The sequence below is a fragment of the Burkholderia sp. WP42 genome, assembly GCF_000745665.1.
Classification (GTDB): Bacteria; Pseudomonadota; Gammaproteobacteria; order Burkholderiales; family Burkholderiaceae; genus Burkholderia; species Burkholderia vietnamiensis.
The window spans coordinates 222857-249766 of record NZ_KN050724.1; the positions used below are offsets into that span (position 1 = coordinate 222857).

Annotated in this window: 27 protein-coding genes; 9 read left to right on the top strand and 18 right to left on the bottom strand. The window is 64.3% G+C overall.

Features of this window, described 5'->3' with window-relative positions:
* Nucleotides 1–14: 14 nt before the first annotated feature.
* From tssK to tssE, 3 genes are read left to right on the top strand one after another with little or no spacing between them, the layout of a single operon-like run.
* Entirely contained in the window at nucleotides 15–1361 is a 1347-nt protein-coding gene (gene tssK / locus EX20_RS25630) for a type VI secretion system baseplate subunit TssK (protein WP_072465318.1), read from the top strand.
* Nucleotides 1358–2020, top strand: coding sequence for a DotU family type IV/VI secretion system protein (locus EX20_RS25635; protein WP_011882423.1), 663 nt, complete (start codon nucleotides 1358–1360; stop codon nucleotides 2018–2020). Before tssK ends, EX20_RS25635 begins: the two co-directional genes overlap by 4 nt.
* A gap of 12 nt (nucleotides 2021–2032) precedes the next feature.
* Nucleotides 2033–2464: a type VI secretion system baseplate subunit TssE gene (gene tssE / locus EX20_RS25640; RefSeq protein WP_011882424.1), complete on the top strand. Its 432-nt coding sequence runs from the start codon at nucleotides 2033–2035 to the stop codon at nucleotides 2462–2464.
* A gap of 236 nt (nucleotides 2465–2700) precedes the next feature.
* Here tssE and EX20_RS25645 read toward each other — a convergent pair whose 3' ends face one another.
* The gene (locus tag EX20_RS25645) at nucleotides 2701–3888 is read right to left on the bottom strand and encodes a porin (RefSeq protein ID WP_034195162.1); all 1188 of its coding nucleotides are present in this window, start codon (nucleotides 3886–3888) and stop codon (nucleotides 2701–2703) included.
* 156 nt (nucleotides 3889–4044) lie between these two features.
* On the opposite strand from EX20_RS25645, the gene EX20_RS32280 reads away from it, so the two are divergent.
* A complete protein-coding gene (locus EX20_RS32280) occupies nucleotides 4045–4233 on the top strand; it encodes a hypothetical protein (RefSeq protein WP_072465314.1) in 189 nt (62 codons plus the stop codon).
* Nucleotides 4234–4646: 413 nt separating this feature from the next.
* Here EX20_RS32280 and EX20_RS25650 read toward each other — a convergent pair whose 3' ends face one another.
* From EX20_RS25650 to EX20_RS25730, 17 genes are all read right to left on the bottom strand, one after another.
* A complete protein-coding gene (locus EX20_RS25650; protein WP_034195270.1) occupies nucleotides 4647–6029 on the bottom strand; it encodes an LLM class flavin-dependent oxidoreductase in 1383 nt (460 codons plus the stop codon).
* A gap of 26 nt (nucleotides 6030–6055) precedes the next feature.
* The gene (locus EX20_RS25655; RefSeq protein ID WP_014725212.1) at nucleotides 6056–6823 is read right to left on the bottom strand and encodes an ABC transporter permease; all 768 of its coding nucleotides are present in this window, start codon (nucleotides 6821–6823) and stop codon (nucleotides 6056–6058) included.
* Nucleotides 6820–7554, bottom strand: coding sequence for an ABC transporter permease (locus tag EX20_RS25660; RefSeq protein WP_034195163.1), 735 nt, complete (start codon nucleotides 7552–7554; stop codon nucleotides 6820–6822). Before EX20_RS25660 ends, EX20_RS25655 begins: the two co-directional genes overlap by 4 nt.
* Before the next feature lie 5 nt (nucleotides 7555–7559).
* On the bottom strand, nucleotides 7560–8363 hold the full coding sequence (locus EX20_RS25665) for a transporter substrate-binding domain-containing protein (protein WP_034195164.1): 804 nt from the start codon (nucleotides 8361–8363) through the stop codon (nucleotides 7560–7562).
* 363 nt (nucleotides 8364–8726) lie between these two features.
* Complete coding sequence (locus EX20_RS25670) at nucleotides 8727–9305, bottom strand: LysE family translocator (RefSeq protein ID WP_034195165.1); 579 nt, start codon at nucleotides 9303–9305, stop codon at nucleotides 8727–8729.
* Between the two features lie 49 nt (nucleotides 9306–9354).
* Nucleotides 9355–10878, bottom strand: coding sequence for a threonine ammonia-lyase, biosynthetic (ilvA, locus tag EX20_RS25675; protein WP_014725216.1), 1524 nt, complete (start codon nucleotides 10876–10878; stop codon nucleotides 9355–9357).
* A 34-nt stretch (nucleotides 10879–10912) separates the two neighbouring features.
* Entirely contained in the window at nucleotides 10913–12517 is a 1605-nt protein-coding gene (locus tag EX20_RS25680) for a gamma-glutamyltransferase family protein (protein ID WP_226111919.1), read from the bottom strand.
* Nucleotides 12484–13311 (bottom strand): thioesterase II family protein, encoded by an 828-nt coding sequence (locus EX20_RS25685; RefSeq protein ID WP_231572290.1) that lies wholly within the window; start codon nucleotides 13309–13311, stop codon nucleotides 12484–12486. The genes EX20_RS25680 and EX20_RS25685 overlap by 34 nt, the downstream gene beginning before the upstream one ends.
* 21 nt (nucleotides 13312–13332) lie before the next feature.
* The gene (locus tag EX20_RS25690) at nucleotides 13333–13956 is read right to left on the bottom strand and encodes a LysE family translocator (protein ID WP_011882430.1); all 624 of its coding nucleotides are present in this window, start codon (nucleotides 13954–13956) and stop codon (nucleotides 13333–13335) included.
* 65 nt (nucleotides 13957–14021) lie between these two features.
* Nucleotides 14022–14492 (bottom strand): GNAT family N-acetyltransferase, encoded by a 471-nt coding sequence (locus tag EX20_RS25695; protein WP_231572291.1) that lies wholly within the window; start codon nucleotides 14490–14492, stop codon nucleotides 14022–14024.
* A gap of 104 nt (nucleotides 14493–14596) precedes the next feature.
* Entirely contained in the window at nucleotides 14597–15502 is a 906-nt protein-coding gene (locus EX20_RS25700) for an alpha/beta fold hydrolase (protein WP_034195169.1), read from the bottom strand.
* Nucleotides 15499–15735 (bottom strand): phosphopantetheine-binding protein, encoded by a 237-nt coding sequence (locus EX20_RS25705; protein ID WP_011882433.1) that lies wholly within the window; start codon nucleotides 15733–15735, stop codon nucleotides 15499–15501. The genes EX20_RS25700 and EX20_RS25705 overlap by 4 nt, the downstream gene beginning before the upstream one ends.
* An 89-nt stretch (nucleotides 15736–15824) precedes the next feature.
* Nucleotides 15825–16748, bottom strand: coding sequence for a chlorinating enzyme (locus tag EX20_RS25710; protein ID WP_011882434.1), 924 nt, complete (start codon nucleotides 16746–16748; stop codon nucleotides 15825–15827).
* 29 nt (nucleotides 16749–16777) lie between these two features.
* Nucleotides 16778–17035, bottom strand: coding sequence for an acyl carrier protein (locus EX20_RS25715; RefSeq protein WP_034195170.1), 258 nt, complete (start codon nucleotides 17033–17035; stop codon nucleotides 16778–16780).
* Nucleotides 16968–18563: an amino acid adenylation domain-containing protein gene (locus EX20_RS25720; RefSeq protein ID WP_034195171.1), complete on the bottom strand. Its 1596-nt coding sequence runs from the start codon at nucleotides 18561–18563 to the stop codon at nucleotides 16968–16970. Before EX20_RS25720 ends, EX20_RS25715 begins: the two co-directional genes overlap by 68 nt.
* A gap of 82 nt (nucleotides 18564–18645) precedes the next feature.
* Complete coding sequence (locus tag EX20_RS25725) at nucleotides 18646–19482, bottom strand: alpha/beta fold hydrolase (RefSeq protein WP_034195172.1); 837 nt, start codon at nucleotides 19480–19482, stop codon at nucleotides 18646–18648.
* A gap of 69 nt (nucleotides 19483–19551) precedes the next feature.
* Nucleotides 19552–20361, bottom strand: coding sequence for a hypothetical protein (locus EX20_RS25730; protein WP_034195173.1), 810 nt, complete (start codon nucleotides 20359–20361; stop codon nucleotides 19552–19554).
* A gap of 600 nt (nucleotides 20362–20961) precedes the next feature.
* On the opposite strand from EX20_RS25730, the gene EX20_RS25735 reads away from it, so the two are divergent.
* The 5 genes from EX20_RS25735 (at nucleotide 20962) to EX20_RS25755 (ending at nucleotide 26876) form a co-directional block, all read left to right on the top strand.
* The gene (locus tag EX20_RS25735) at nucleotides 20962–21864 is read left to right on the top strand and encodes a GHMP family kinase ATP-binding protein (protein WP_011882439.1); all 903 of its coding nucleotides are present in this window, start codon (nucleotides 20962–20964) and stop codon (nucleotides 21862–21864) included.
* A gap of 99 nt (nucleotides 21865–21963) precedes the next feature.
* Nucleotides 21964–22878, top strand: coding sequence for a PLP-dependent cysteine synthase family protein (locus EX20_RS25740; RefSeq protein WP_231572303.1), 915 nt, complete (start codon nucleotides 21964–21966; stop codon nucleotides 22876–22878).
* Between the two features lie 3 nt (nucleotides 22879–22881).
* A complete protein-coding gene (locus EX20_RS25745) occupies nucleotides 22882–25464 on the top strand; it encodes a lyase family protein (RefSeq protein ID WP_034195175.1) in 2583 nt (860 codons plus the stop codon).
* Nucleotides 25461–26273, top strand: coding sequence for a formyl transferase (locus EX20_RS25750; protein ID WP_034195176.1), 813 nt, complete (start codon nucleotides 25461–25463; stop codon nucleotides 26271–26273). Before EX20_RS25745 ends, EX20_RS25750 begins: the two co-directional genes overlap by 4 nt.
* Nucleotides 26274–26876, top strand: coding sequence for a LysE family translocator (locus EX20_RS25755; RefSeq protein ID WP_011882443.1), 603 nt, complete (start codon nucleotides 26274–26276; stop codon nucleotides 26874–26876).
* The last annotated feature ends 34 nt before the right edge of the window (nucleotides 26877–26910 follow it).

Here is a 26910-nt window from a genome sequence, read left to right on the forward strand (position 1 = left end):
GAACAACCAACAAGATGAAGATAACCAGACCGCTGTGGGCCAAGGGGATTTTCATGACGCCGCAGCACTTCCAGCAGCAGGCGATATGGGAACAATACGTCCATGACCGTGTAGCACGTATCGCGAGCCCCGACGCTTGGGGTGCCGTCAACGTTGCGCTCGACAGCGAAGCACTGAGCGTCAATCGACTGCAGTGCACGGCGCTCGGGCTGCGCCTGCCGGACGGTACGCTGATCGATAGTGAAACGGCCGACTGGCTTCCTGCGGCACGCAGTCTCGACGACGTGCCGACAACGGTCGACAGTGTGACCGTGCTTGCTGGTGTAGCACTGATGGACGCTCAGGGCGGCAACTGCGTCGAACCCGGCGAAAAGCCTGCGCGGCCGCGGCGCGTGACCCGCGAATACAAGCACGTTGCCGATCTGAACGGCGACGGACAGGAAGAAATCAGTGTCGAGCGCAACGTGGTAGCCCTTCTGTTCGACTTCGAGCAGGCCGGAGACTACGTCACCTGTCCGATCGCGCGGCTCGTGCGCACGCCACAAGGGCGGTTCGAACAGGACAAGAGCTTCGTCCCGCCGTGCCTGTTCCTGTCGGCGAGCGATCGCCTCGTGCATCGCGCGCAGCGCATCTCCGAAATCCTGTCTGCCAAGAGCGCCAGCCTTGCGGTGCGCCGCAAAGAGCGCTCGGATCAGATCGCCGATTTCGCCGTGTCCGACGTGGCGCTCTTCTGGCTGTTACATAGCGTGAATAGCACCTGGCCCGAACTCGCCCGTCTCGTACAGGCGCCGGACCAGCATCCGGAACGGCTCTACGCCGTGCTCGCCCGCTTGGCCGGCTCACTGCTGACGTTCTCTACGACCGAGTCGCTCCAGGCGATTCCGCTATACGATCACCACGCGCCGGAGCCGATGTTTGCCGAGCTCGAATCGCTGATCAGAACACTGCTCGACGCCGTGATTCCGTCCCGAGTCGTGCCGATTGCACTCGAGCGCGTGCGCGCGACCACATGGCTCGGCCGAATCAACGACGAGCGGCTGACGGAAGGCGCTGAATACTATCTGTCGGTTCAGGCCGCCATGCCCGCACACGCCCTCATCGAGCACCTGCCGCGCCTCTGCAAGGTCGGCGCACCGGACGAAGTCGAGCAGATCGTCAATTCCGCACTGCTCGGCATCGCACTGCGACCGATGTCGCGCCTGCCTGCCGCGATTCCCGTGCGGATAGAAAACCAGTACTTCGCGCTGGACAGCAACGATGCCGCGTTCAAGCGGATGATCGACGCGCATGCCTGCCAGATCTACGTGCCGGCGTCGATTCCTGAAGCGTCGCTCGAGCTGTATGCGGTATTGCCGTCATGAGTGCGGTGACGATGGCAGATTCGCCCCTGCTCCCGGTTGCGTTACGCGACACGGCACGCACGGTCACCGCACTGGCCGAAGAGCCGCTTTCGTTCGACGCGCTTCGAGGCCAATGCAACACGCAGATCGACCAACTGCGCTCCGATCTGGGCTTGCGAGGCCTCCCGGATCACGGGATCAACGATGCGGTCTACGCGCTGTGCGCGCTGCTCGACGAGGCCGCATTGAAGCACCTCACGGGAGAAGCTCGCGAAAGCTGGGAGAAGCGGCCGCTCCAGGAGGAACGTTTCTCGAGAAACGATGCCGGCGAGGAATTGGTACGACGCATCGAGGATCGCTTGCTCGAGCCACGGTCGCCGCGGGTGCTACTTGCGATATTCGCCGCGGTGCTGTCGCTTGGCTTCACCGGACGGTTTGCGATGGACGGGAGTACAGCGCGTGCGGCGCTTATTCGCACCCTCGACGAACGACTCGGGCGCACGACCGCAGCGGAGGACAACCACGCAGCGCCTGCTTCGATCGTGGTGAACCGCACCAACGCCCGCCCGCTGCGCATTTCTCCGCTGACTTGGGTGGTCGCCTCGTGCGTCGCCGTCGGCGTCGCCTGGTTCATGGTCGATCGATGGTTCATCGCGTCGATTGCGCAGATCGCGCAATAAAGGAACTCCACGATGTGGGTAGGACCTGGCTTATTCGAGCGGATTACCGGGCACTTCGCTGACGGCTCTGGCGTGGACGACTTCGCGTCAGAAGTGCAGGTTTTCCTGTCGGTGCGCGACAACATCGAGCGCATCCTGAATAGTCGGCGCGGGTCTCTCGCGCACCTTCCGGACTACGGCCTAGACGACCTGTCGGAGATCTATCGGCATCTGCCGTCCTCGGCGCACAAGCTGCGGCGCGCGATCGAGGCGACCCTGCTCGCTTACGAACCGCGTCTGAAGCGAATAGAAATCGAAATTCATCCGCCCGAGCCTGGTATGTTGATCAGCTTCACGATGGCCTGTCATTTGCATCAGGCAGGGCTCGTGCGCTTCGGCACGAACTTCATGCCGGACGGCAAAACCCGACTGCGCATGCTGCAGGCAGCGCTCGACCGATACTGAAATAGCGTCGAATACGCGTTACATGAGCGCGATCATGATCGGCGACCTTGCATCACGCTGCACGCCAACCGGTCCACGCTCGACGACGGCGTGCCGCTCGCGGCGTAGATGGATCCGGCGTCGTGTACCGGCCTTAGTCATAATCGGCAGCGCTTCGCGTATCCACTCGCCGCAGGATGCAAGCCGCCCACGAAAAACGCGCGGCATCCACCACAGGTGCCCATCCGGCGAGACGATCAGAACCGGCGTCGCAAACCGAGTGACGCAATGAGCTGGTTCGCGCCGGACGCCCGTGAAAAATTGGCGATCTGCGCGCCACGGATACCTGTTCCGGCCAGTTGATTGGCCCGTTGATAGACCGCCTCGGCGTAGATGTCCGTCGTCGGCGAGAGGAAGTAGGTGTTGACGATGCCGACCTGATGCCACTTCGGATAACGAACGCCCGCCGGCGTCGCGAAGCGCCCCGCGGTAAACGTATAACCGGCCGAAACGTCCCAGTTCTGCAGCACGCTGTAGCGCACGTTCACCTCGACGTTCTGAAACCGCACATCGTCGCCCGGCAGGCTGACCGCCGTGTCCACGACGTCGTTGATCGACGTGGCGTGATCGAGGCGCGTCTCGCTGAGCACGAAGCCGGCCGCACCGTTGCCGAAATGAAGCAGCCCACCCGCGGCCCAGGTGCGCTGGCGCGCCGCGTTGAATGGTGCGCCGGCCGGTGCCGCGCCGTTCACGTTGGCACTGGAGAGGTTCGATGCGTTGTTGAACTGCACATAGCCCGCGCCCAGATCGAGATTGCCGTATTGATACGACGCGCCGAGGCTATACGCGCGGTTGTCGTCGAAGCCGCCGGCCCGGTTCGAAAAGCCATACAGCACACCCAGCTTGAGGCCGCCCAGCAGCGGGCTCACGTACTTGACCGAGTTGTTGATGCGCGTCCAGTTGTCGAGGTTGTCGTTGTCGAAGACGTGCGCGAACGCCGTGCCGCCATATCGCGTCCCTCCCAGGGAAAACGGTTCGACGAACTGCACGACCTCGTCGAACTGGCGCCCCGCAATCAGCGAGCCGAGCTGTTGCGATTGCAACGCAACCCAGGACTGGAATCCGAACAGCCGGCCCTGCTGCGAAGCCGTGCCCGTCATCGGCGCAAAGCCGTTCGCCAGCATGAACGCCGCGTTCAGATCTCCCCCGAGGTCTTCCCTGCCCGACAGGATCCAGCGGCTACCGTTGATGTCCCCGCTCTTTGCCTGCCACGCGCTCTGATGCCCGTGGGTATTGCCGCTATCGTTCACGTACGCAATGCCCGCGTCGATGATCCCCGACAGCTGGACGGCGCTCTGCGCCTGCGTCGCGGAACTTGTCGTCGCCAACAACGCGCCCGCGAATGCAATGGTATGGCTCGTTCTGAAAAGTGCTGCTTGCGTCATCTTCCTCTGCCTGCCTTCCGGTCACCGTCAATTCGGGTTACGAATTAGTAAATACGAATTCATGCTTGAACGATTCTGTCACTGGCCACGCAGCACGGCTGCGGCAAGCAAGATTGCCAGTCGGCAAATATTCGCGACGACGCACGTTTCGATATAGTGCAAAAGCTGGAAGAGTCCTTTGTCGCGTGCATCAAACGCATCGGTGTCCATACGGTGCAAGCCGCAGCTCTCGATCCGCTTTTTATCTATATGGATTTCCAGATTTCTCGTTTGACAGCGTCATCGATTCAGGGCGGCAGATTCGCCGGGGGCGTGCCTCACGTCGCGTTGCACGGTGCGCTGTGAGAGAAACCGACGGGCCTGCGCATCGTGGCGGGATTCGTTGGACCGCGCCGATCACCGTCGGCACGCATGGATCGACGCGGCACATACCGGCACCGCTGCGTGGGCCGGCTAATCGCGGCGGCCACGGCCGACGAGCAGTGCCGCCGTGCGGCTCACGGAAACGCAGCTGATCGTCGGCACGACCCGTCGGTCTTGTCGCTCGTCAGCGTACCGTCAGATGCTCGCCGCCGCGAGAATGGGCTGCAATGGCGGCCGATGTGATCGACCGCCGCGCATCGGACCGTTCCACTCATTCGCCACGTTAGCGACACCGGTAGAATCGGCTCGCGCGCGCGACGGATTCGCAATCGGAACAGCGCGTCACGATCCATGCCGCGCAACGCGCCGATCTTTGCTCCGTCGCTAACCGTTCGTCAGCGTCCGCCGGATGCCGATTGCCGGAACGATGCGCCATGCGCGGTATCCGGCAGCCTGTCGCGACCGGTCAGTCGCGAGCGGAAGGTGCCGGCCGGCGACGAGGTCCGGTACAGGCCGCGCTTTTTCAACTCCGGCACGACCAGTTCGGCGAAATCGTCGAGCGTACCGGGACTGATCAGCGGATTGAGCATGTAGCCGCTCGTGGTCGACTGTCGCGCATGTTCGGCGATCTGGTCGGCGACTTCGTCCGGTGAACCGACGAGGATGAGGTCGGTGCCGCGCGTGACGCTCGCAAACTTGCGTCGCACGTCGCCGGCAGTGAGCGGCTTGCCGCTTCCGTCTGCGCGCACCACGTAGGACGTGAGCCCTTCCGTCTGCGTCGTCAGCGGTTCGTCGTCGGCATAGCGGTCGATGTCGATGCCGGTGTCGCCCGCATAGCTGACGAGTTGCGCATGCTGGTGATAGTGCTGCTGCAGCGAATGATATTTCTCCTTCGCCTCGCTCGACGAACGCGCGGTCACGATCCGCAGCACGGTCAGCGAATTCACGTCGTCCGCAGCACGGCCGCGTTCCGTCGCGAGCCGCCGAATCTCGTCGAGGCCCGCACGAATCTCGTGCGGATTCGACTTCGCGACGAACACCACCTCCGCGTGCTTCGCGGCGAATTCCCGTCCGCGCCCCGACCAGCCGGCCTGAATCAGCACGGGCGAGCGCTGCGGCGACGGCGCACAGACGTGCGGCCCGTGCACGCGATAGTGCACGCCTTCGTGCGCGATCGGCCGCACGCGGTCGCCGCGCGCGTAGCACGGCGCGTGCTTGTCGGCGACGACCGCGTCGTCGGCCCAACTCCCTTCCCACAGCTTGTACACGACGTCGAGAAACTCCTCGGCGCGCGCGTAGCGTTCGTCGTGGCCAATCATCCGGTCGAGCCCGAAGTTGCGCGCCGCACTGGTCAGGTACGACGTCACGATGTTCCAGCCGATCCGGCCGTTGCTGAGATGGTCGAGTGTGCTGAAGCGGCGCGCGAGCGCGAACGGGTGCTCATAGGTCGTGCTCGCGGTCACGCCGAACGCGAGCCGCTCAGTCTGCGCGACGAGCGCCGGAATGAGCATCATCGGATCGTTCGCGGGCGCCTCGACCGCCCATCGCAGTGCCGCGTCGGCCGATCCGCCATAAACGTCGTACAGGCCGAGCACGTCCGCGAAGAACAGCATGTCGAGATCCGCCTGCTCGGCCGTACGCGCGAGGTCCGACCAGTACGCGAGCGTATTGGCGCGCAGCCGCTCGTCGGCCGGATGGGTCCACAGGCTCGGCGCGCCACCGCAGCCGACACTGGCTTGCTCATACAGGGAAAACAACAAGGGGCGAGGATCGGACATCGTGTAGTTCGCTATCAAGACAGGAATCAATTGGGCGCCGCCCACGCGCCGGATGACGGGCGGCGGCGCTGGACCGGCATTCCGGGTTCGGGCGCACGCGCCAGATGGCGATTGACGCGCTTCTCGAGACGAGCAGCGGGAAAAGTGAGCAGCCCGACCAGCACGACATAGACGATCGCCGCGCCGGCCAGCGGTTCGTACACGCGCAGCGTCTCGAAGCGCAGCGTATTGGCCGTCCCCATCACGTCGAACACGGTGACGGTCGACGCAAGAACGGTCGATTTCAGCAGCAGGATCGCCTCGCCGGTGAGCGCCGGTAGCGCGAGTCGCCAAGCACGTGGGCCGACGATCCGGCGCAGCACCTGCAGGCGCGTCATCCCGTATGCGTGACCGGCCTCGATCTCGCCGGCCGGCACGCCGGCAATCGCGCCGCGCAGGATCGTCGCCACATACGCGCTCTCGTTCACGCTCAACGCGACGATCGCGTACCAGAACGCGTCGCGCAGCAGCGGCGACGCCCAACTGTCGCGCATCCATTCGCGCGGCACGATCTGGCCGAATCCGTAATACAACAGGTAGAGCTGGACGAGCAGCGGCGTGCCGCGAATCAGCATGAGCCAGCCGCGTGCAGACCAGCGCAGCGGCGTATGGCGGGCGCCGGCCGCAAGCGCGAGCGGTACCCCGAGCAGCACGCTGGCCGAGCCGGACACGAGCGTCAGCGCGAGCGTCGTCGGCACTGCGGCGAGCAGCTTCGGCATCACCGTATCGAGCAGGAACGGCAGCGAGAAAATCATGCGGTTGCGCGCCTCGTCCCACGATTCGCATGCCGCTCGAGCGCTGCGAAGACGCCAGTCGACGCGATGCTGAGCAGCAGGAACAGCGCGGCCGTGACCAGATAGAAGAATACGTAGTGTCGCGTCGCGCCGGCCGCGAGCTGGCTCGCCTTCAGGAGATCCGTGAACGAGCCGAGCACACTGATGAACGACGCATCCTTGGTCGCGTTCAGCCACACGTTGCCGACGCCCGGCAATGCGAGCCGCGCAGCAGCCGGAAGGCGGATGCGCGTCAGTGTCTGCCACGGCGTCATCCCGTACGCGTGCGCGGCCTCGACCTGACCGACCGGGACGTTGACGAGGGCCGCACGGAAAATGTCGGTCAGATACGCACCCTGAATGAATCCAAGCGATAAAGCGGCGACGACGAACGGATCGAATGCGAAGCCGTCGGACACGATCCCGCTGTCGCGGAGCGCACGCTCGACGGCCGGCGCCACCACATAGAATGCGAGCAGCAGGCACAACAGCTCGGGCAGCGCGCGCACGAGCGTCGTATAGAGCCGCGCGAGCCATGCCAGCGATGCGTGCCGCGACAGTTTGCCCAGCGCGCCGGCAACGCCGAGCAGCGCTCCGGTGCAGAACGACGCTGCCGCGACGCCGGCCGTCAACGCGAACGCACTGGCGAACATGCGGCCATAACCGCCGTCGCCGAATGCGAGCAGTGCAAGTAGTGAATCGTCGGCGGCCATCGGCGTCAGCGGCCCTTCTCGATCGAGCCCTTCAGGTTCGGATAGCGGGCGGTGATCGCATCCCACGTGCCGTCCTGCTGCAGTTGCGCGATCACGGTCGACAGCTTGTCGCGCAGTGCATCGCCGCGACGCAGGCCCGCGCCGATGCCGAGGCCCAGCACCGGATTGTCCGCGCATGTGGCCTTGATCTCGAAGTCCTTGCCGTCGCGCGACGCGAGGAACGCCGTAAACAGTCCCTTGCCTTCCTGCACGTAGTCGACGCGGCCGGACACCAGATCCGCGAGCGCGTTGTCGAACTTGTCGAACGCCTTGATCTGCGCGTCCTGCTTGAAGCGGGCATCGAGGAACGCCGAGAAGTTCGTACCGGCCTCGACGCCGATCACGCGTCCCTTGAAAGTCGCGGGCACCGCGCAGTCGACGCGACGCCGGTCGCTTTTCGCGCCGACGAACACCGTCGGCGATTCGTAATATGCACGACTGAAATCGATCGCTTTCTGCCGCTCGCCGGTGATCGTCATCGACGACCAGATCACGTCGATCTTACGGTTCTGCAATGCGGGAATCAGACCGTCCCACGCAATGTCGGTCAGCTCGCACCGAACGTTCAGTTTGCCGCAGGCGGCATCGAGCAGGTCGATCTCCCAGCCTTTCCACTTGCCGGCAGCGTCCTTCGAAAAGAACGGCGGATACGACTCGGCATCGATGCCGACGCGCAGCGTCGGCTGGGCTGCATGGGAAACCGGCACGAGGCCGAGCACGAACAGCGCGGCCGCGGCACGGCGGACCGGAGAGAGCATCGAACGATTCATGTGGCGAATTTCTAGAAAAACGTCGGAACAACCGGCGCCGCAGCCGGCACGAGGCGAGACTGTAATGCGTGCCGACGCGTGTACCAAATGGTTATTTTTTCGATGAATATCTGTTCGGACGATATGTGGCGAGTCGAGCATCGCGCGGGGGCTACGAGCAAGCCGTTCGGCGCTGCGCCGACACCGTCGGCAGTGGCCGTTGAACGTCGGCAGAAAGCCCGCTCGGCCGGCACCCACCGCAACTTCCTGGATCTTCACGTTGCCCACGACCGCGCCGTTCGACACCGCCTCGCCAATAGCAGCCGTGTTCGATCACCGCCGGCCCCGTCCCGCCGTTCATCATCGTGTTGCAACGTCAGCAACTCATTTGACGAGCGAATACAGCAGGGTCCCTGAAAACAGCACCAGTACCATCGATGAAAAGCGAAGCACGGCAGTGACATGGTGTGAGCCGGACGCCAGCATGCGCGTTGCGCGCCCCAGGCTGGCCCATCCGGTCCCAACCGGTATGAGCACGAGCAGAAACACGCCGAATGCCTGGGCCGCGCTGCTCGAATCGTGAAACGTCTGCCATGGAAACGCCGTGCTTGCGAGCAGAAAGGCTTTCGGATTCAGCAAGGTGGCGACGAGCAGGTTCCGCCACGTCACCGCTTTCGCACGTTGATCTTCCTCCAGCCTGCCTCGCGTCCACATCTTGGCGGCCAACAGCAGCAGGTACGACGAACAGGCGAGCTTGATCACGCTCAGGACGTGAGGATGCTGCGCCGCGAACGCCAGCAGCGAAACGCCCCAGACGGAAATGGCGATGACGTACCCGGCCGCTTCCGCAAGCACGAGCGGCAGCGTGCGCGCCAGGCCCACGCTGATTCCCGACGAAAACAACAGCGTGTTGGTCGGCCCCGGAACGATCAATACCAGGATCGTGTAGAAGCACATCGTCATCAATTGATGGGAGTTCAACGTAGCCTCGCCCGCGATAGTGACCGGTCTTTCAGCGTCGCTCGCCCTGCAGCGAAGCCAGATACGGCGACGCGTCGGCTTGCTCACTGAACTCGAAATTCGTCGCCTCCAGTGCACCGTACAGGCGGGCCGAATCCGCCTCGCCGCAGCGAATGCCGATCAGTACGCGCCCGTAGTCGAACCCTTCGTTACGATAGTGAAACAGGCTGATGTCCCACGCATCGTCGAGCTTGCGCAGAAACTCCAGCAAGGCGCCGCGGCGCTCGGGGAACATCACCTGAAAGAGCTTCTCGTCGTCGATGCGGAACGCCTCCGCGCCGACGAGCTGATGACCATGCGTGCGCCAAAGCGTACTCCCGCCGAGATCGGTGGCCCGGTATCCGGCCGCCGCCAGATCCTGTACGATCTTGCGCGCGCCCTCGGCTCCCGGCGTCCGCACGCCGACGAAAACCTGCGCGTCGCCGCCCGTTGCGCGGCGATAGTCGAACGCGGTCACGACACAATCGCCGAGTTGCTCGATGAGCGCGCGAAAGCTCCCGGGACGCTCGGCGATCGAAACAGCGAAGCGCGCCTCACGGTTTTCGCCGAGCGTCGAACGCTCGGCGATGTAGCGCAGCTGATCGAAATTCATGTTGGCCCCGGATGCAATCGCGACCAGCGTCCCGCCCTTCTGCTCGCGTCGTTGCCACGCCTTCAATCCGGCGAGCGCCAGAGCGCCCGACGGCTCGAGAATCGAGCGCGTATCGACGAAGACGTCCTTGATCGCTGCGCAAACCTCGTCGTTGTCGACGCGCACGACGCCGTCGAGATACTGCCTGCACAGCTCGAAGCTGTGGGCGCCGACCTGACGCACCGCCACGCCGTCGCAGAATCGGCCAACGTGCGCGAGCCGCACCGGCGCGCCGCCCTCGAGCGCCTGATACATGCTGTCGGCGTCGCTCGGCTCCACACCGAAAATCCTGATCTGCGGCTTCACGCGCTTGACGTACGCGCAAATGCCGGCGGCCAGCCCTCCTCCGCCGACCGGCACGAAAATCGCATCGAGTTGGGTCGTCTGCTGGAGAATTTCCATCCCGACGGTCCCCTGGCCGGCAATCACGTGAGGATGATCGAACGGCGGCACGAAGGTGCTGTCGCGCTCGCGCGCATCGGCCAGCGCGGCATCGCAGGCATCGTCGAAATTGTCGCCGTACAGCACGACCTCGGCGCCATAGCGGGCGACGGCCTGGACCTTGATGTCGGGTGTGGTGTGCGGCATGAACACGCGCGCGCGGCACCCGAGCGTGTGTGCCGCGAGCGCCACGCCCTGCGCATGATTGCCGGCGGAGGCCGTCACCACCCCGCGGGCGAGCGCCTCCGCGGACAGCCGCGCCATCAGCGTATAGGCGCCCCGGACCTTGAAGCTGAAGCTCGGCTGCATGTCTTCCCGCTTGAGCAAGACGCGACTGCCCAGGCGTTCGGACAGCCGCGACAGGGATTCGAGCGGGGTCTTGACGGCCACGTCGTAGACGGGAGCGTTCAGGATACTGGTCAGATAATTGAAGTCTTCGTGCATGGTGTGATCGGACGTGAACTGAATCGCGGCCGCCTCAATGTGCGTCGCGCTCGGCCACCGCCGCCGACCACGGGGACGAGACGAAGGCGCCCCCGGTCAGCTGGCGGGTTTGGCCATCGCGCAGGACGACGTTGGGGCAACCGAACAGATTGGGTGCGACGAGATTGGCGGCCCGCCTGACTTCGTGAGCCGCTCCGATGGCCTGCGCAACCGATGCGTCGAAGCGATCGTCGATCGTGACCCACGGGTCGCCGCTCGCATCGAGACGCGGGAAGTGAATCGCGTCCTCGATCGACATGCCGCAATCGACCAGATACGCGACGAGTTGCATGACGGCCGGCATTATCCGTCGGCCGCCCGACGCACCGAGCGCCAGTACGTCTCCGGTCGCGCGCTTGACCACCGTCGGGCACATGTTCGACAGCGGCACGGCGCCCGGCATGATCGAGTTGGCCTTTCCCGGTCGCGGATCGAACCACATGACGGCGTTGTTCATGACGATCCCCGTTTGCGGCAACGTCACCTTGGAGCCGAACATCGACAACAGCGTCTGGGTCAGCGCGACCGCGTTGCCGTGTCGATCGACGACACTGATATGCGTCGTGCACGTCCCGCGTCGCGCATCGTCGCCCGGCGCCGCGCCGCCGATCCGCTCGGCATAGGTCTGCGTCAGCGCGTCGGCGATGCGCGAGAAGAATCGCGCGTCCGGACGTGCCGTCCCGTCGGCGTCCGCTTGCCGCGCGAACAGGGACAGCGCGCGCGTCAGCGCCGGTCCTGCCGTGAGCGCCGATGAGGTCAGGATGGATGCATCGCGGTAGCGCAGCGCTTCGATCGGCGTGATTTCGGCCCGATACGCGGCGAGATCGTCGAAGCTCAGACGCGACCCCACGGTTGCGAAATCGGCGGCGATTCGGTGAGCGAGCGCACCACGATAGAAATCGTCGCCGCCGCGCTCGGCAATCGCCTCCAGCGTGGCCGCCTGATCCTCCAGCACGATCGGCGACGCCGCGCCCGCCCAGTCCGACGCAGGCGCGTGTCCGTCCCGCAGATAGCATGCACTGCTTCCCGGATAACGTGCGAGCCCCGCGGCAACGGACGCGATCTTCAAGGTCAAGTACCAATCGATTTCGAGTCCTTCCCGCGCGCAACGAACCGCCGGCTCCACCAGCCGCCGCCACGGCAACGAGCCGCATTCGCGATGTGCCAGCGTCATGCCGGCGACCTGCCCCGGAACGCCGATCGAGAACGGACCTTCCAGATTGCGGTCGTCGACGACCGCGGGCCACCCGAACATGCCCCGCGCCGGTTCTCCGGTCAGGCGATAGTCGTCGGCTTCGAGCGCCAACGGCGCTCTCGCTGCGAAGTCGATGCTGAATGCAGTTCGGCCGGCCGGCGCAACGACCATATGCCCGACGCCGCCCAACCCGCTTTGCCACGGTTCGAGCACGCCGATCGCGAAACTCGCGGCTATCGCGGCATCGACCGCGTTGCCGCCGTCCTCCAGCACCGCCGCGCCGATGCTCGATGCCTTGTAGTGCTGGCTCACGACGATGCCGCCCGATGCGGAAATCGCGGCCTTGCGGATCTGCCAATTTTCTAGATGCGTCACTTCATCCCTCTGTCGTGATCGGGCGCACACGCATGGCGTGCCGGCGCAACGGATTCGCCGTGACGAAGCGCCAGCGAATGCTGGACGATCGCAGCCAGGTGATCCAGTACGGCTTGCATTGCCGAATGGATAAAAAAATGTCCGCCGTCGAAACGACGTATCGAAAACTCCGTCGACGTGAAGGCGTGCCACGCCAGCGCATCCGCTTCCGATACCAGCCCGTCGTCCGCGCCGGTCAGCACGTGGACCGGTATGCGCAGATCGTGCGGCGTGCTGCGCCAGGTTTCCCGGCACTGCAGGTCGGCGCGAATCGTCGGCATGAATGTATCGAGGAAATCCCTGCGCTCGCGCGCAATGGGCGGCAGCCCGTCGAGATGGATCAACGCTTCGATCAGCGCGTCGCGCGGCAGCAAATGCAGCACGTGCTCACGCCGAATCGGCAGGTGCGGCGCGGCACATGCCGACGCGACGAGGGCGATCGGAGGCCGCCCGAGCTCGGCCAGCCGACGTGCCAGCTCAGCCGCCACGACGGCCCCCATGCTGTGGCCGAACAACGCGAACGGCGCAGGCGGACAGTCGCCGACCATGCGAACCAGCTCGTCGACCACGGCATCCATATGCGTCAGCGCCGGTTCGGCAAATCGGCTGCCGCGCCCGGGCAATTCGATCGCACAGACTTCGAGGCTCGCGGGCAGCGCGTGTCGCCAGCCGGCGAAGATCGAGGCACTGCCGCCCGCGTAGGGCAGACAGAAAATCCGGGCGTCCGCGTGCCCGTCGGTGGGAAAGGACACGATACCGCGGGGAAGCCGCGTGGTTTCGGGCATGACGGGCATATCCGCGCGCGCCTATTTCCAGAACAGCAACGGCACGCATGCGAGCAGCAGCAGCGCCATCGTGCGGTTATAGATCACGCGCGCACGATCGGTATGCAGCAGCTTCTGCATCCCGACGCCGAGCGCGGCCCACACGGACACGGCCGGAAAATTGATCGCCACCATCAATATGCAGATTCCGATTACCGATGAAATGAAGCCCTGACCGTCGACCGAGAACAGAATGATCAGGTTCGCGGCCATCAGCCAGGTTTTCGGATTGACGAACTGGAACGTCGCGGCCTGAACGAACGAAAAGGGCTTCGTTTGCGCGTCCTTGGCCGCGGGCCGCCCGGCGTTCGCGATCTTGAACGCGAGGTATGCCAGATAGAGCGCGCCAACCACGAACAACGCCAGTCTTGCCGCCGGATATTCGGTGAACACGACCCCGAGCCCGGTCGCACTCAGCGCGACCAGAACGGTTGCGCCCACCGTAATGCCCAGCAAATGCGGTAACGTGCGCACGAATCCGAAGTTCGCGCCGGACGCGGCAAGCATCACGTTGTTCGGGCCAGGCGTAATCGAGAGCGCGAGAATATACGCGGCGACGGCCAGCGGCTTGAATTGTTCGATTCCTGATGCAAGAGCAAACGACATGAGGTCCCCCTGACGGACATTTCAACGGCGTTACGAAGACAGCACGCGCTGCCGGCGAATCGAGATCAGCGTGCGGTCGATCTGACGAATTTCTCGATGGCGTCGAGTTCTGCGCGCAGCACGCGATAGCTGACCGTTTTAACGGGATTGCGCAGCATCGGCATGTCGATGACGCCCTCGCCGTGCGGCTCGATCCCGAGCTTGCTTTTGACGCGCTGCGCCGAAACGTTTTCGGCAGGCGTCTCGAAGCGGATGCTCTCCAGATCGAATCGATCGAAGAAGATGCGCATGGCTGCCAGATACGACACCGGTCCGATGCCGGCGCCGCGGTATCGGGCCTGCCAGATATGGGCGTGCATCACGGCACTGCGCCCCGGGTCGAGGTGCGTCAGCTCGTGGACGCCGATCGCCTCACCCATGTGACGGATCGTCAATATCGGCGCAGGCGCGACACCGCCGCATGCCCGCCGTACCAGAATCGTCAGCAACTCGCGCATGCGTCGCTCGCTCGGCAGCTTGTCGACGTCGACGTTCATCGACTCCATCAGCGCCGGCGGCGACCGATACCAGTAGTCGAGACAAGGGCCGATGTCTTGCTCGGCGAAATCGTCGACGCGGATATCCGGCAAATGAATCCTGTTCATGATCGCGCCACAATGAAGTCGATGATCGATCGGTTTACGTCGGCCGGCTTTTCAAGGTGAAGGAAATGCCCGGCCCCGTCGACGATCTCGCGCGTGAGCGCCGCTGAAAAATATTCCGGCACGCCGTCACCGGAAAATGCTTCGAGACGCCCTTCGCGATCGTGAGTGCCGTGCATCAGGAGCGTCGGCACGGTGACCGGCCCGGCGGCGATGCGGGCCTGCTGTTCACGACGCTCCGGGTCGCGCAGCGCGACATGGCGACAGCGGTATTGCGCGAGCGCCGCGTCGAGCACGCCTGGCTGGCGAAACGTGGTCTTGACCGCGTCGATGATGTCCCGCGGCACGTCCCAGTTGCGCGAAGCATCGCGCCACCACGCCTCGATGAACGCGAAATCGTCGTGGGCCAGCACCTGCTCGGCCGACGGCGACTGAAAGAAGAACGTGTGCCAGATGCCTTTCAGGTAGTCGTAGTGCAGCCGCTGCGCCGCGTCGGGACGGCTCCATCCGAGCGCCACCAGCTTCGTGACGCGCTCCGGAAACAGAATGGCCGCCGCAATGGACGCCTGTGCGCCCCAGTCGTGCCCGACCAGGATCGCCTGTTCGACACCCAGCGCGTCGATCAACGCGCGCAGGTCATGCGCCATGTAGCAGGTGTGGTACTGATCCGCCGGGGCGGTGCCGGACGGCGCGTAGCCGCGCAGGTACGGTGCGACGGCCGTGAAACCCGCGTGCGCCAGCTCGGCGAGCAAAGGCAGGAACGAGCGCGCATGGTCCGGAAAGCCGTGCGAGCAGATGACCAGCGGACCGCTGCCTTGCCGCAGATAATGAATCTCGATGCCGTTCGCGTCGATCGCGCCGCGCGTTACGTCCATCGGGTTCGACAAGCAGGCTGCGTGACTCATGCGACGTTGCTCAGCCGTTGTTCGACGACCGCGGCGAAACCGTCGACCGTCGAATGATTCATGAAGTCCAGCAACGACACTTCGATACCGCACGCCTGCTCGACCTTCGTGACCAGCACCGCCGCGGCCAGCGACCCGCCGCCGAGCACGAAGAAGTCCGCATCGGCCGCGACGTGCTCGACGCCGAGCGCTTCGGAAAACAGGCGCTTCACGAGTGCCCTGGTTGTCTGCATGTCCACTCCATCACGTGAATCGGATCGCCACCGCCGTCGCCGCGCGCGCGGCGACGATCCGGATATCGCTGGTATCGGGCCGTCGGCCGTCAGCCGCGGTCGTCGAAAGCAAACGCCCGCCCTCGCGCATTGCTGAGCGCGCGCCGGTTGTGACCGTAATGGTCCTCACCCGAGACCAGCACGACGCCATACTTGTCGAGCGAAATGGCGCTGCCGTACTCCTCGACGACGTTCGTATCCGGATACACCTTCACGCCGGTCGGAACGTAGCGGCTCGCGTAGCCGAGCCGCGTCACGTCGGCCGTCGAATTCGGAAACGACGAATGCATCAGCGTGGACCAGAAGATCACGCACTCGCCGGCCTGCATCGTGATCGACACCGCCTGCGACTCATCCGGCTTCCACGACGGATCCTTCTGAAGGGAGCGGTAGTCGTAACCGAAAAACCCGCGCTTGATCCCGTCCTTCTCCTGGGTATTGATCTTCGAAGCGTCGTAGGCCATCTTCTTCGACTCGTCGTAGAACATTTCCTCGTGCGTGCCGGGAATGAAGCGCAGACAGCCGTTCTCCTCGGTCGCATCGGTGAACGCGGTCCAGGCGGTAATCGCCCCGCCGAAACGGCTTTCGCCGGGCCAGACTATCTGCGGCGCGCCCGATGCATGCGCGAACGTATCGGCCTGATGCCAGTCCGTCCCCTCGTCGCCCGGGTACTTCGGAAACATCTCCGATCGCCAGCACAACAGGTCCGGCCCGAGCATGCTCGCGACGCGATCGACGATCTCGCGCCGGCCGATGTGCTCGCTGAGCAGGTTCACGTCGAGGTGACGATCGTAATTGGCGATCGGGCTCGTCGCCGGCAGATCGTAGATGGCGTGTTCCCTGTCGAACAGCTCGGCGCGAATCGCCCTGTAGCGCTCGCGCGCCTCGTCGGGCGAGTACACGCGAAACGGCCCGAAAAAGCCCTGTGCACGGAATCGGGCAAGTTCGTCTGGAGTCAGTGAAAACTGCGTCATGTCGATCCTCTCGGTTGAGTCGCTTTGCGCTATTTCTCTACGGCGGTTGCGGCAACGGCTGCCGCTCGATAAAGCCCGGTCCAGCCGGCCAGCGTCGGCGCTAGCATCAGCTTGGCCGTGGGTACGGTCACGCCCAGATCCTCCTCGATCTTGACTTGCAGCTCGACGATCGACAGCGAACTGGCGCCCAGGTCGAAAAAGTCGTCGTCGTCGCCGATCTCACGATCCTTCAACAACTCGGCCAGTCGTTTCCGAATGGGTTCCTTGAATTGCAGCGATTCGCTCATGTTCATCTCCGGTATTGCGGTTCTCCTGCGAACTCATCAGGCTCCGCCGGTTGACCTTGCCATTGACGGTCAACGGCAGCGCCACTTGCACTTCGATTACGTCGGGAATCATGTAGCTCGCCAGATGTCGCCCGAGGTGGCGCCGGACGGCCGCCCTGACCTCGGCGGGATCCCGCGACGACTGCACGAACGCGACGAGACGCTTTTCTCCCAGCTCGTCGCGTCCGACGTCGACGATCGCGTCCTCCACGTCGTCGGCCGTCGCGAGCACCTGCTGCACCTGTTCGACCGATACGCGATAGCCGCGTATCTTCACTTGCCTGTCGACGCGACCGATGAATTCGTAGGCGCCGTCGTGGCCTTCCCGCACGAGATCGCCCGTCCGGTAAAGCTTGCGATCCCGGTCGTGCGGATCGTCGACGAACACGGCCCTCGTTTTCTCCGGATCGTTCAGATAACCGAGCGCGAGGCCGATACCGCCCGCATAGAGCTCGCCCACCTCGCCCGGGCGTACCGGCTGCCCGCTCGCGTCGAGCACGCACACCGTGGTACCGGTGACCGGCCTGCCGATGGGCACCGTCGCGACCGGCGGTGCAGCGGCCGTCATCACATGGCAGCAGGTAAATGTCGTGTTTTCCGTCGGTCCGTATCCGTTGATCACGGTCAGCGACGGAAATGCGGCGAGCACGCGTGCGACCGCGTCGGCCTGGACCACGTCGCCGCCCGCGAGGAGCACGCGAAGTTCCGATAGCAGCGGCAGCCGATTGCGCACCACCAGATGGAACAGCGCAGCCGTCAACCACATGACCGTCACGCGCTCGTCGCGCAACAGACGGCCCAGCGCGTTCAGATCGAGCACCGGCGATTCCTCGACCACCAGCGTCGCGCCGTTGAGCAGCGCCCCCCATATTTCGAACGTCGATGCGTCGAACGTGATCGGCGCCATCTGCAGCACACGATCGTGCGGACTCAGCGCGATGTAGTTCGTCTCGACGACCAGACGGTGAACCGCTTGATGCGGCACCAGTACGCCCTTCGGCTTGCCCGTGCTGCCGGAGGTAAACATCGCGTAGGCCGGCGAGATCGGCGCCTGCGCGGGTGCGCTCGTCTGCGCACCGTCGCTCCGGTCCGGCAAGACCCCGTCGCGCCCGATCTCGACAAGCGCGATGCCGGCGAGATCCAGATCGGACCGCACCTGCGCGACGGACTCGGGCAACGTCAGTGCGACGCGCGCACCGAGTTCGCGCAATTGCTCGTTCAGCACCGAGGCCGGGCCGGCCGGATCGACCGGAACGTAGTAGGCGCCGGCCTTCAGCACGGCAATCATCGCAATCACTGCGCCGGGCGAACGCGGCAACAGCAGCACGACCGGCGAACCCGCGGTAACGCCGGATAGGGCGAGGCGCGCCGCCAACCGATCGGACAGCGCGTCAAGTTGCGCATAGGTGTACCGCGCACTTTCCGCGGCAAGCGCGGTGTGCTCGGCATGACGCCGGACCATCTGTCCGAATCGCTCGAGTATGCTCATCTCCAGTCCTGCCGGCTCGACATCAAACAGACACTCGCTTCGGGACCGACGGACCGTCCGTAGCGAACCAAGGCGTACGTCGTCATGCCGCTCCCCTGCCGCCAAGGAACTCGACGATCGAATCGTTGACCGCGTTCCTGCCACGCAGGATTTCGTAGTGGTCGCCCGGCACCACGACGTGTTGCTCGGCATTGCGCAACAACGCCGCAATGACTCGCGAGCTGGCGGCGCTCACCTGTTCGTCGCGGTCGGTCGAGATCAGCCGCGTCGGGTGCGGTACGCCGCCGGCCAACGCCATGAAATCGGTGCCGCGATACGTCAGGTAATTCAACCCGTGGCGATGCAGACGTGCAGCCGACGAGAACGGCACGAGAACCTCCTCGTCGAATTCGGTCCTGGCCGGCGCGCGCACGCGGCTCGCCGTGAGCTTCTCGCACAAGGCGGCCGCATGATTCAGGCTTTGCGCCGCCAGCGGCAACAGGCTGTCGACTTCCCGTTGAAAATTCGATTGCGGGCAGACCGTGGGGCTCAGCATGTACTCTCCGCAAACCAGCGCGAGACGATCGATGCGATGTCCCTCGATGGTTGCGGCGACGAGCGCGATGCCGGCGCCCGAGCAAAACCCGACGACGTCCGTCTTGCGCACGTCAAATGCGTCCAGCACCGAGCACATGTCCCGAACATGCGCCTCCGGCGTCATTCCGCTCTCGTGCGGCGCGAGGGGCCGATCGCACAACGAGCGCCCTTGCCAGGTGAGCACATTGAATTCGCTCGCCAACAGCGCGAACAGCGTGCGCGCGGCATCGACGCGAAGCCCGAACGGAAGTATCAACGTCAGGAACGGCCTCGTTTCAAGCCAGTCGCCATGCAGTACGCGCAGCTGCTTTCCATCGGACGCGGCAATGAACGATTCGTACATAGACAGGGTTTTCGTCGAGACTGGATGCATCTTGCGATGGACGAGCGGGCGTGATGGACGTCGACCGGACTAGTGCAGTAGTTTCCAGCCCGCCTCGTGATACACGAGGAACGTGCCGATCGTTCGGCGCAGCGACGAGCAGCGCTCGACCGCATGCAGATTGCGGCTATTGAAGACACACAGCTGACCGCTGCGTGGCCGCACCGTCAGCGCATCGACTCCGTCGAGCACGCCCAGCGTCTTGTGCTGCGCATACTCGTCGGCCCACTGGTCGAGCTGCCGACGCGATTCCGGACGGATGTTCCAGAGAACGAAGCCCGCTTCGTTCTCGGCCTTCTGTATCGTGATGAAGGCGCCCAACTGCTCGAGATTGAGCCGGAACGGCCACCGTTCGACATCGCGCCCGAAGTCGATGCAGTCGCAGTGCGGCGCGAAGCTGAACGGATCGCCTTCGAAAGGCGGATATTCGCGCTTCGTCGCCAACATGAATTGACTCCAGTTGCCGAACTGGAGCGTTTCCGCGCCCAGCTCCTTCATGAACAACTGAATGAAGCGCGTATCGCGCATCGGGATATTCGCGACGCCGGCATGGCCGAAGTACTCGGCGATATTGCTCACCAACGATTCGGGACGGGAGCGCTGAAGCTGACCGAGCGTTATCCCGGTTGCGTTCAGCGCGCGGTGGTACTGGTGGTTGCGCAAATCGGGGAAGCCGCGATCGTTCCACCATGCATCGATTTCGTCGGGGCCGACCACATCCAGCAATGCCACGGCAACTTCCCGATCCCGCACGCACTCGGCGGCCTCGCGCAGCGTCATGCGCCTGTCGACTCCATGCCCGTCGAATGTCATAAACCGGCCAGCGAATACCGTTTCCATTTCACGTTTCCAGAATGGTTGAGTGATTTTCGCGTGCCCGCGAACCGACGCGTCCTGACTCGAAAGTCAAAACCCGTCGACGCGTCGACGCCGCAAACGAAGCTTCGATTGAATTGAATCGGATAACTACGCATCGACACGGCGGTCCGATCCATGTTCGATCGTGCGATGTCGACTTCGACGAAACTCGGGCAACGACGGATGCCGTGCGCACCGGCTCGTTGCAACGAGAGTGGGCACGCCGTCTTCCGTGGTGGAAACACTCTATCCCGCACCGGCCGCGTACGTAAAGAGTGGTCGACTCGCTCGAGCTCGCCACGCCACCGGCATCGCCGCGCGATCTCAGCGTCCCTGACGCTGCACCGCTCACCCGGCCTCAAACCCATACCCAGCAAGGATCCGAAGCGCTTCGTCGGCGCTTTTGGCGAGACGGAATCCGCTCCGGCCGCACGCGTTTTTCAATCGATCCGGCTCGCGCCGCCACGCGCGGCTGAGCAACATTTCGATACTAGTGCGCAATTTTCATAAAGAAGCGGACGAGCGGCCATCGCTATGCTCTGGGCTCGACATCACGATTTGCCTTCATTCCGAGAGGAGAAAATGGCCGTTCTGTCAGAGCAAGACGATGCGCTACGAAACGACGCGTTCCTGTCGCTTTTCCCCAGAGGCGAATGTCACGGAACGTTCGGCGAGCTGATGCAGGGCGTGTTGCCGGACAATCGACATTTCCTGGTCACGTTGCCGGTCAACCTGAAGAGCGTCGTCGAGTTCGAGATCACCGGCGCCGATCGCGTTGCCGTGGATGTCGGATTCAAGACCAAGGCATGTCGCGCGGTTCAGGACTATCTGCGCCTGCACGGGCTGCCACCGGGCGGCATGCTGCATTTCAAGTCGATGTTCGCGGTCGGCAAGGGGCTGGCGAGTTCGTCCGCCGACATGGTCGCGGCGATCCGTGCGGCCGCATACGCGTACGGCCGAACACCGGCGCCCGAGACCATCGAGTCGATCCTGCGCGCCATCGAACCGACGGACGGCGTGATGTACGACGGCGTCGTGTCGTTCTATCACCGCGAGGTAAAGCTCGACGAGCGACTCGGCAAGACCCCCGCGCTCGTGATCGTCAGCGCCGATCGCGGCGGCGAATGCGACACGATCGAGTTCAACCGGAAGAAACGCGATCCGTCCGCGGAAGTGCGCGACGAATATCGCGGCATGCTGATGCGGATGAAAGCGGCGGTTCGCGCCCAGGACCTGCGCGAGCTCGGCGAGATCGCGACGCGCAGCTGCCAGTTGTCGCAGGCATTCAATCCTCATCCGCACATCGACGTCCTGCGCAAGCTGCGCGCCGAGACCGACGCGCTCGGCCTCGTCGCGACCCATTCCGGCACGTGCGTCGGGCTGCTCTACGACGCGAACGCTCCCGAAACGGCGACCGCGGCCGCCTATGCCCAAGCGCGCCTGCAGGTCCGTCGAATCGAATCCATTCAATACACAACGGTATAGGAATCGTACATGCTTCAATACGAATCGTCGCTGGATGCGATGCGGGACGCCGTGCTGTTTCCGATCGGGCAAGCCTTGCACATGGTGTCGTTCAAAGCGATGAAGATCGTGCCGGCCCATTACATCATCAGCAAGGCGCGCGATCGCGGCGACCTGCAGCCGGGCAAGACCGTGGTGGAAACGTCGAGCGGCAACTTTGCGCTCGGGATGGCCATCGTATGCAACCGCCTGAACCATCCGTTCGTGGCGATCGGCGATCCCGCGATCGATCCGGCGTTCAAACGCCAGCTCGAAATGCTGGGCGGCCGGGTTGAAATCGTCACGGACAAGAAGGGCAGCCAGGGATACCAAAAGGCACGACTTGACCGGCTGCAAGAGATTCTCGCCGCCGAGCAAGGTGCCTTCTGGTGCCGCCAGTACGACAACGAGAACAACGGGCTCGCTTATGCAAACATCGCGCGCGAGCTGCTCGAAATCGTCGGCCGTCGCCTGATTCTCGTCGCACCGGTCGGTTCCGGCGGATCGAGCTGCGGGATCGCGGCCGCGCTGCGCGCCGGCGGTGCGGATTGCACGCTCGTCGGCGTAGACACATTCAACAGCGTCCTGTTCGGCCAGATCGACGGCCCGCGCAAGTTGCGCGGGCTCGGCAATACCATCATGCCCGGCAACCTGAAGCACACGCTGTTCGACGACGTGCATTGGGTCAGCTCCGAACTCGCCGATCACTTCACGCGCAAACTCTACAAGGCCACCGGCCATTTTCGCGGGCCGACGACCGGCGCCGCGTTTGCCGTCGTCCGCTTCGTGCGCAACCGATATCCGGATGCACCCATCGTATTCCTCAGCCCGGACGATGGCTCCCGCTATGTCGACACGACCTTCGCCAGCAACGACGACAGCCCGGCCTACGATCAGCTGCGACCCGTGGAGATCGGGCACCCCACCGCGTACGACGCGAATACGGAATGGGCGTGGATGAAATGGGATCGCTCCGACATTCACCGGTTTCAATGAATCATGGCGATCGTCTACATCGAATCGAACACCACCGGGTTCGGGCAAAGCCTGCTCGACGCGTCGCTGAACCATGACGAAACCTGCTTTCTCGTGCGCGACCGCGCGCGCTACCCCTTTCTCGCGAGACTGTCGCCTGCGGTTCGGGTGATCGATTGCGACACGCAGTCTGTCGACGCGCTCGAGCGCGTCGTCGGCGAGATTCCGGACGTGCGTTATATCGCGTCGACGAGCGACGCGTTCATCGAGAACGCCGCACGACTGTCGCAGCGCCTGGGCCTGCCTGGCACGCCCGCGGAGGCCGTCGCCTTATGCCGGGACAAGTTGCGGCTTCAGGATACGCTGCGCGACCATGGCGTCCCGTACCCGTACACGACGGCGATCGAATCGGCGGATGCCGCGCGCAAGCTGACCTATCCGGTCATCGTGAAGCCCAGGCAGGGCACCGGAAGCATCGGCGTGCGCCTTGTCGAACGCGAGCAGGACTTTCCGGACACATCGGGCGGCGCGTTCATTTGCCAGCGCTTCATTCCGGGCGCGGAGTTCTCAGTCGAATCGTTCAGCGACGCCGACGGACACCATGTGCTCGCAGTCACACGCAAGTTCCTGACCAAACCGCCCCATTTCCTGGAGCTGGCGCACGTCCTGCCCGCCGACCTCGACGCGGCGACCCAGGCCCGCATCGTCGATACCGTGCGGCGCGCGCTCGATGCGGTCGGCTACGCGTTCGGTCCCGCGCACACGGAACTGAAGGTCCACGGCGACACGATCACCATCATCGAGATCAATGCGCGCCTGGCCGGCGGCATGATTCCCCGTTTGATGGAACGTGCGTATGGATGGTCGATCGCCGACCTGTACGTGCGCAGCCATCTGTCGCGTCGCAGCCAGTTCGTCGTACCGACACCCGCGCTGTACAGCGCCGTTGCGTTCGTCGTGCCGGAAGTCGGGCGCCGCTACGTCGGCATCGATTTTCCGGAAGATTGCGCGGATGCCGGGCTGTTTCGCGACGAAGGCGTCAACGGCGGCAAGTTCGACTTTTCGGATCGCGCCGGCTACGTGATTTCGGTCGGCCGCAGCGCGTCCTCGGTGCTCCGGAAAGCGCTGTCGCTGCGGAAGCGTTCGCGCGTGCTGTACGACGATCCGGAGCGGACGACTCCCGACCGCGACGCGATTCACGACATCGTCTACGAATCCTCTCCCCCATGCTTCGGCAAGCTCACGGTCAATCTGCTCGCGATCGAGAAGGCCCATCTGATCATGCTGCGGGAACAAGGGATTCTCAGCGCGGAACAGTTTCGCTCGCTGCGAGAAGCGGTAACGACGCTGGAGGCGAATCCGGCATTGTTGAGCGAACATGTTTCCGGTCGCGGAGACTACTTCGACTACGAGCAGTACGTGATCGACCGCTGCGGACGAGACACGGGCGGCATGATTCAGGCCGCGCGCTCACGCAATGACATCAATGCCACGCACCTCCTGCTGACCGTGCGTCAGGCGCTGTCGCATGTCACGCGGCGCGTCGTCGATCTCGGCGAGACGCTCGCACGACGCGCCGCGGATTCGGCCGAGGTCCTGCTGCCGATCTACAGTCAATACCAGACCGCGATGCCGGGGTCGGCGGGCCACTATCTCGTCGCGCAGTGCGAGATATTGCTCGGCACGCTCGATGCGTTGGCGTCGCTGCGCGACGGTCTTGGCTCTTCTGCGCTCGGCGCGTGCGCCGGTGCGGGCACCACGTTCGTCACCGACCCGCGGCGCACGGCGGTTTTGCTCGGCTTCTCGACGGGGCCGCTCAACTCGCTGAGCGCGATCACCGACAAGAATCCGGCGCTGCGCTGCGCCTGCCTGCTGACCGAGTTGAGCAGCAATCTGAACCGTATCGCGACGGATCTTCAGCTCTGGTCGATGCGCGAAATCGCGATCGTCACGCTGCCCGACGGCATGTACGGCGGCTCGTCCAACATGCCGCAAAAACGCAATCCGTATCTGCTCGAATGGCTGCGCCTCGGCCACGATCGCATCGCCGGACATTGCGCCACGGCGCTCTCTTCGCTATCGCATCTGCCGACCGGCAACTCCTATCAGGCAAGTCGCACTGCGGTGGAAACCGTCAGCGAGATGAGCGGACTCGTCATCGACATGCTGAGCGTGCTCGTCTATTCGATCGACGGCATCCGCTTCGACGCCGGCGCCGCGCGCCGCGCGATCGACATGGGCAACGCAGGCGCAACGCTCGTTGCGGAATCGCTGGTGCAGCAACGCATGGCCTCGTTCAGGGACGCCCACGCGGCGGTCGGTCGTGCACTGTCGAGCCCGCCGGATGCCGCGCCGGATGCCACAGCGGATCCGCTCGGCTCCGCCGCGGCCGCGTTGCTCGGGCGTCTCCATGACGAATTCGAAGGGGCGCACGTGTTCGACCGGCTCGACGGCGGCGGCGGACCGTCGACGCGCAACACGCACGCCGCGCTGACGATACTCGCCGCCCGCCTGCTGGAGCAGCGCCGACGCCAGCGATCGTGCGAATCGCGCGAGACAGCGGTAAGGCAGGCGCTCGATCGGTGCTTCATGAGTGTGCAAGCATGACGGACATCACACTGCTTTGTTCGGACGGCCCGCATCATCTGTATCTCGCCGCGGAAATCCTCGACGCGTTCGGACGCGTTCGCGTCATCGTCGAGCCCGGGCGAGAACAGGCATCGCGCCTGCTGCGCAACGGCCACTATCGCGCGTATCTGTGGACGCGCTATCACGAATGGCGACGCAGGCTGTTCGGCTATGACGCGTACCGGCGGCGCTACTTCGTTCGCGAGCGGGAACCGCGCACATGGGACGCGCTTCGACGTCATGCGGGCGTGCGGTATCTGGAAACGTCATGGATCAACGATACGACCGTGCTCGATGCGCTGCGCGACGACCTTTCCGACGTCTATATCGTGATGGGCACCAAGAAGATCGGCGAGGCCTTGCTGTCGCTCGTCCCGGCCGACCGCATCATCAACATCCATGGTGGCCACCTGCCGTACTACCGAGGCAATCACTGCTTCTTCTTTGCGCTGCACCACGGCGAACTCGACAAGCTGAGCACGACGATCCACCGCGTGTCGGCGGGCCTCGATACCGGCGCCATCATCAGCCGCCATTCGGTTCGGTTCTGCGCGGACGACAATTCGGAAACGCTCTATTCGCGCGCCGAACGAGCCGCAATCGACAGCCTCGTGGCGCGCCTGAAGCGCGAACCCGACATCGCCGCATGGAGCAGCGAGCCGCAGCCGAACGTCGGCTCCACCTATCGCATGCGCGACCGCGGCCCGCTCGTCGAACTCGTGCATCACCTCGGCGCCATTCGCCGCCGGCTGGCGGCAGGCCCGAATCGCGGCAAGGAGACCAGTTAGATGAACGTTGACGATGCACTTGTCGGCAAGTTGCTGCAGATCATCCTGTTCTCGACCCCGCTGATCATTTCGCCGGGGCCGAACAACTTGATGACGACCGCCAACTGCGCGCAATTCGGCTATCGGCGCACGCTGCCATCGCTGACCGGCATCTCGGTCGGCGTGGTCGTCCTGTTCATGGTCGTCGCGCTCGGGCTGTTCAGCGTGATGAGCCGTCACCCGTTGCTGCAACACGCACTCAAGGTGGTCGGCTCCGCGTACATCCTGTACCTCGCCTACAAGCTCTACACGGCTCAGTCCGAACACGCCGAACGCCGCTCGATCGAGCGTCCCATCACGTTCGGCGAGGCAGCCCTGCTCCAGATCGTCAATCCGAAAATCTGGCTGCTCGGCGCCAGCGCGGCGTCGACGTTCCTGCCGTTGACGGGGAACGCCTACGTCGACGCGACGCTCCTGTCGCTCACGCTCGGGATCGTTTTCTTCCCGTGCAACTCGATCTGGGCGGTATGCGGTCTCATGATGCACCGCATGCTGCACGGCAAGACGCTCCAGCGCATCATGGCGCTGCTGTCCGCCTCTTCGATCGTGTTCCTGCTGTTCTGAACTCGCTCGCCCCTCAAGGAAACGCTCGACCGTG

What these genes read in the sequence shown, in the direction of transcription:
- ilvA (WP_014725216.1), bottom strand. Translation starts at nt 10,878, where the DNA reads ATGCACGAAGACTTCAATTATCTGACCAGTATCCTGAACGCTCCCGTC.
- EX20_RS25665 (WP_034195164.1), bottom strand. Translation starts at nt 8,363, where the DNA reads ATGAATCGTTCGATGCTCTCTCCGGTCCGCCGTGCCGCGGCCGCGCTG.
- EX20_RS25645 (WP_034195162.1), bottom strand. Translation starts at nt 3,888, where the DNA reads ATGACGCAAGCAGCACTTTTCAGAACGAGCCATACCATTGCATTCGCG.
- EX20_RS25715 (WP_034195170.1), bottom strand. Translation starts at nt 17,035, where the DNA reads ATGAGCGAATCGCTGCAATTCAAGGAACCCATTCGGAAACGACTGGCC.
- EX20_RS25685 (WP_231572290.1), bottom strand. Translation starts at nt 13,311, where the DNA reads ATGCCCGAAACCACGCGGCTTCCCCGCGGTATCGTGTCCTTTCCCACC.
- EX20_RS25745 (WP_034195175.1), top strand. Translation starts at nt 22,882, where the DNA reads ATGGCGATCGTCTACATCGAATCGAACACCACCGGGTTCGGGCAAAGC.
- EX20_RS25660 (WP_034195163.1), bottom strand. Translation starts at nt 7,554, where the DNA reads ATGGCCGCCGACGATTCACTACTTGCACTGCTCGCATTCGGCGACGGC.
- EX20_RS25740 (WP_231572303.1), top strand. Translation starts at nt 21,964, where the DNA reads ATGAAGATCGTGCCGGCCCATTACATCATCAGCAAGGCGCGCGATCGC.
- EX20_RS25750 (WP_034195176.1), top strand. Translation starts at nt 25,461, where the DNA reads ATGACGGACATCACACTGCTTTGTTCGGACGGCCCGCATCATCTGTAT.
- EX20_RS25710 (WP_011882434.1), bottom strand. Translation starts at nt 16,748, where the DNA reads ATGACGCAGTTTTCACTGACTCCAGACGAACTTGCCCGATTCCGTGCA.
- EX20_RS25695 (WP_231572291.1), bottom strand. Translation starts at nt 14,492, where the DNA reads ATGAACGTCGACGTCGACAAGCTGCCGAGCGAGCGACGCATGCGCGAG.
- EX20_RS25655 (WP_014725212.1), bottom strand. Translation starts at nt 6,823, where the DNA reads ATGATTTTCTCGCTGCCGTTCCTGCTCGATACGGTGATGCCGAAGCTG.
- tssE (WP_011882424.1), top strand. Translation starts at nt 2,033, where the DNA reads ATGTGGGTAGGACCTGGCTTATTCGAGCGGATTACCGGGCACTTCGCT.
- EX20_RS25700 (WP_034195169.1), bottom strand. Translation starts at nt 15,502, where the DNA reads ATGAGTCACGCAGCCTGCTTGTCGAACCCGATGGACGTAACGCGCGGC.
- EX20_RS25730 (WP_034195173.1), bottom strand. Translation starts at nt 20,361, where the DNA reads ATGGAAACGGTATTCGCTGGCCGGTTTATGACATTCGACGGGCATGGA.
- EX20_RS25670 (WP_034195165.1), bottom strand. Translation starts at nt 9,305, where the DNA reads ATGACGATGTGCTTCTACACGATCCTGGTATTGATCGTTCCGGGGCCG.
- tssK (WP_072465318.1), top strand. Translation starts at nt 15, where the DNA reads ATGAAGATAACCAGACCGCTGTGGGCCAAGGGGATTTTCATGACGCCG.
- EX20_RS25735 (WP_011882439.1), top strand. Translation starts at nt 20,962, where the DNA reads ATGGCCGTTCTGTCAGAGCAAGACGATGCGCTACGAAACGACGCGTTC.
- EX20_RS25650 (WP_034195270.1), bottom strand. Translation starts at nt 6,029, where the DNA reads ATGTCCGATCCTCGCCCCTTGTTGTTTTCCCTGTATGAGCAAGCCAGT.
- EX20_RS25690 (WP_011882430.1), bottom strand. Translation starts at nt 13,956, where the DNA reads ATGTCGTTTGCTCTTGCATCAGGAATCGAACAATTCAAGCCGCTGGCC.
- EX20_RS25705 (WP_011882433.1), bottom strand. Translation starts at nt 15,735, where the DNA reads ATGCAGACAACCAGGGCACTCGTGAAGCGCCTGTTTTCCGAAGCGCTC.
- EX20_RS25755 (WP_011882443.1), top strand. Translation starts at nt 26,274, where the DNA reads ATGAACGTTGACGATGCACTTGTCGGCAAGTTGCTGCAGATCATCCTG.
- EX20_RS25635 (WP_011882423.1), top strand. Translation starts at nt 1,358, where the DNA reads ATGAGTGCGGTGACGATGGCAGATTCGCCCCTGCTCCCGGTTGCGTTA.
- EX20_RS25720 (WP_034195171.1), bottom strand. Translation starts at nt 18,563, where the DNA reads ATGAGCATACTCGAGCGATTCGGACAGATGGTCCGGCGTCATGCCGAG.
- EX20_RS25725 (WP_034195172.1), bottom strand. Translation starts at nt 19,482, where the DNA reads ATGTACGAATCGTTCATTGCCGCGTCCGATGGAAAGCAGCTGCGCGTA.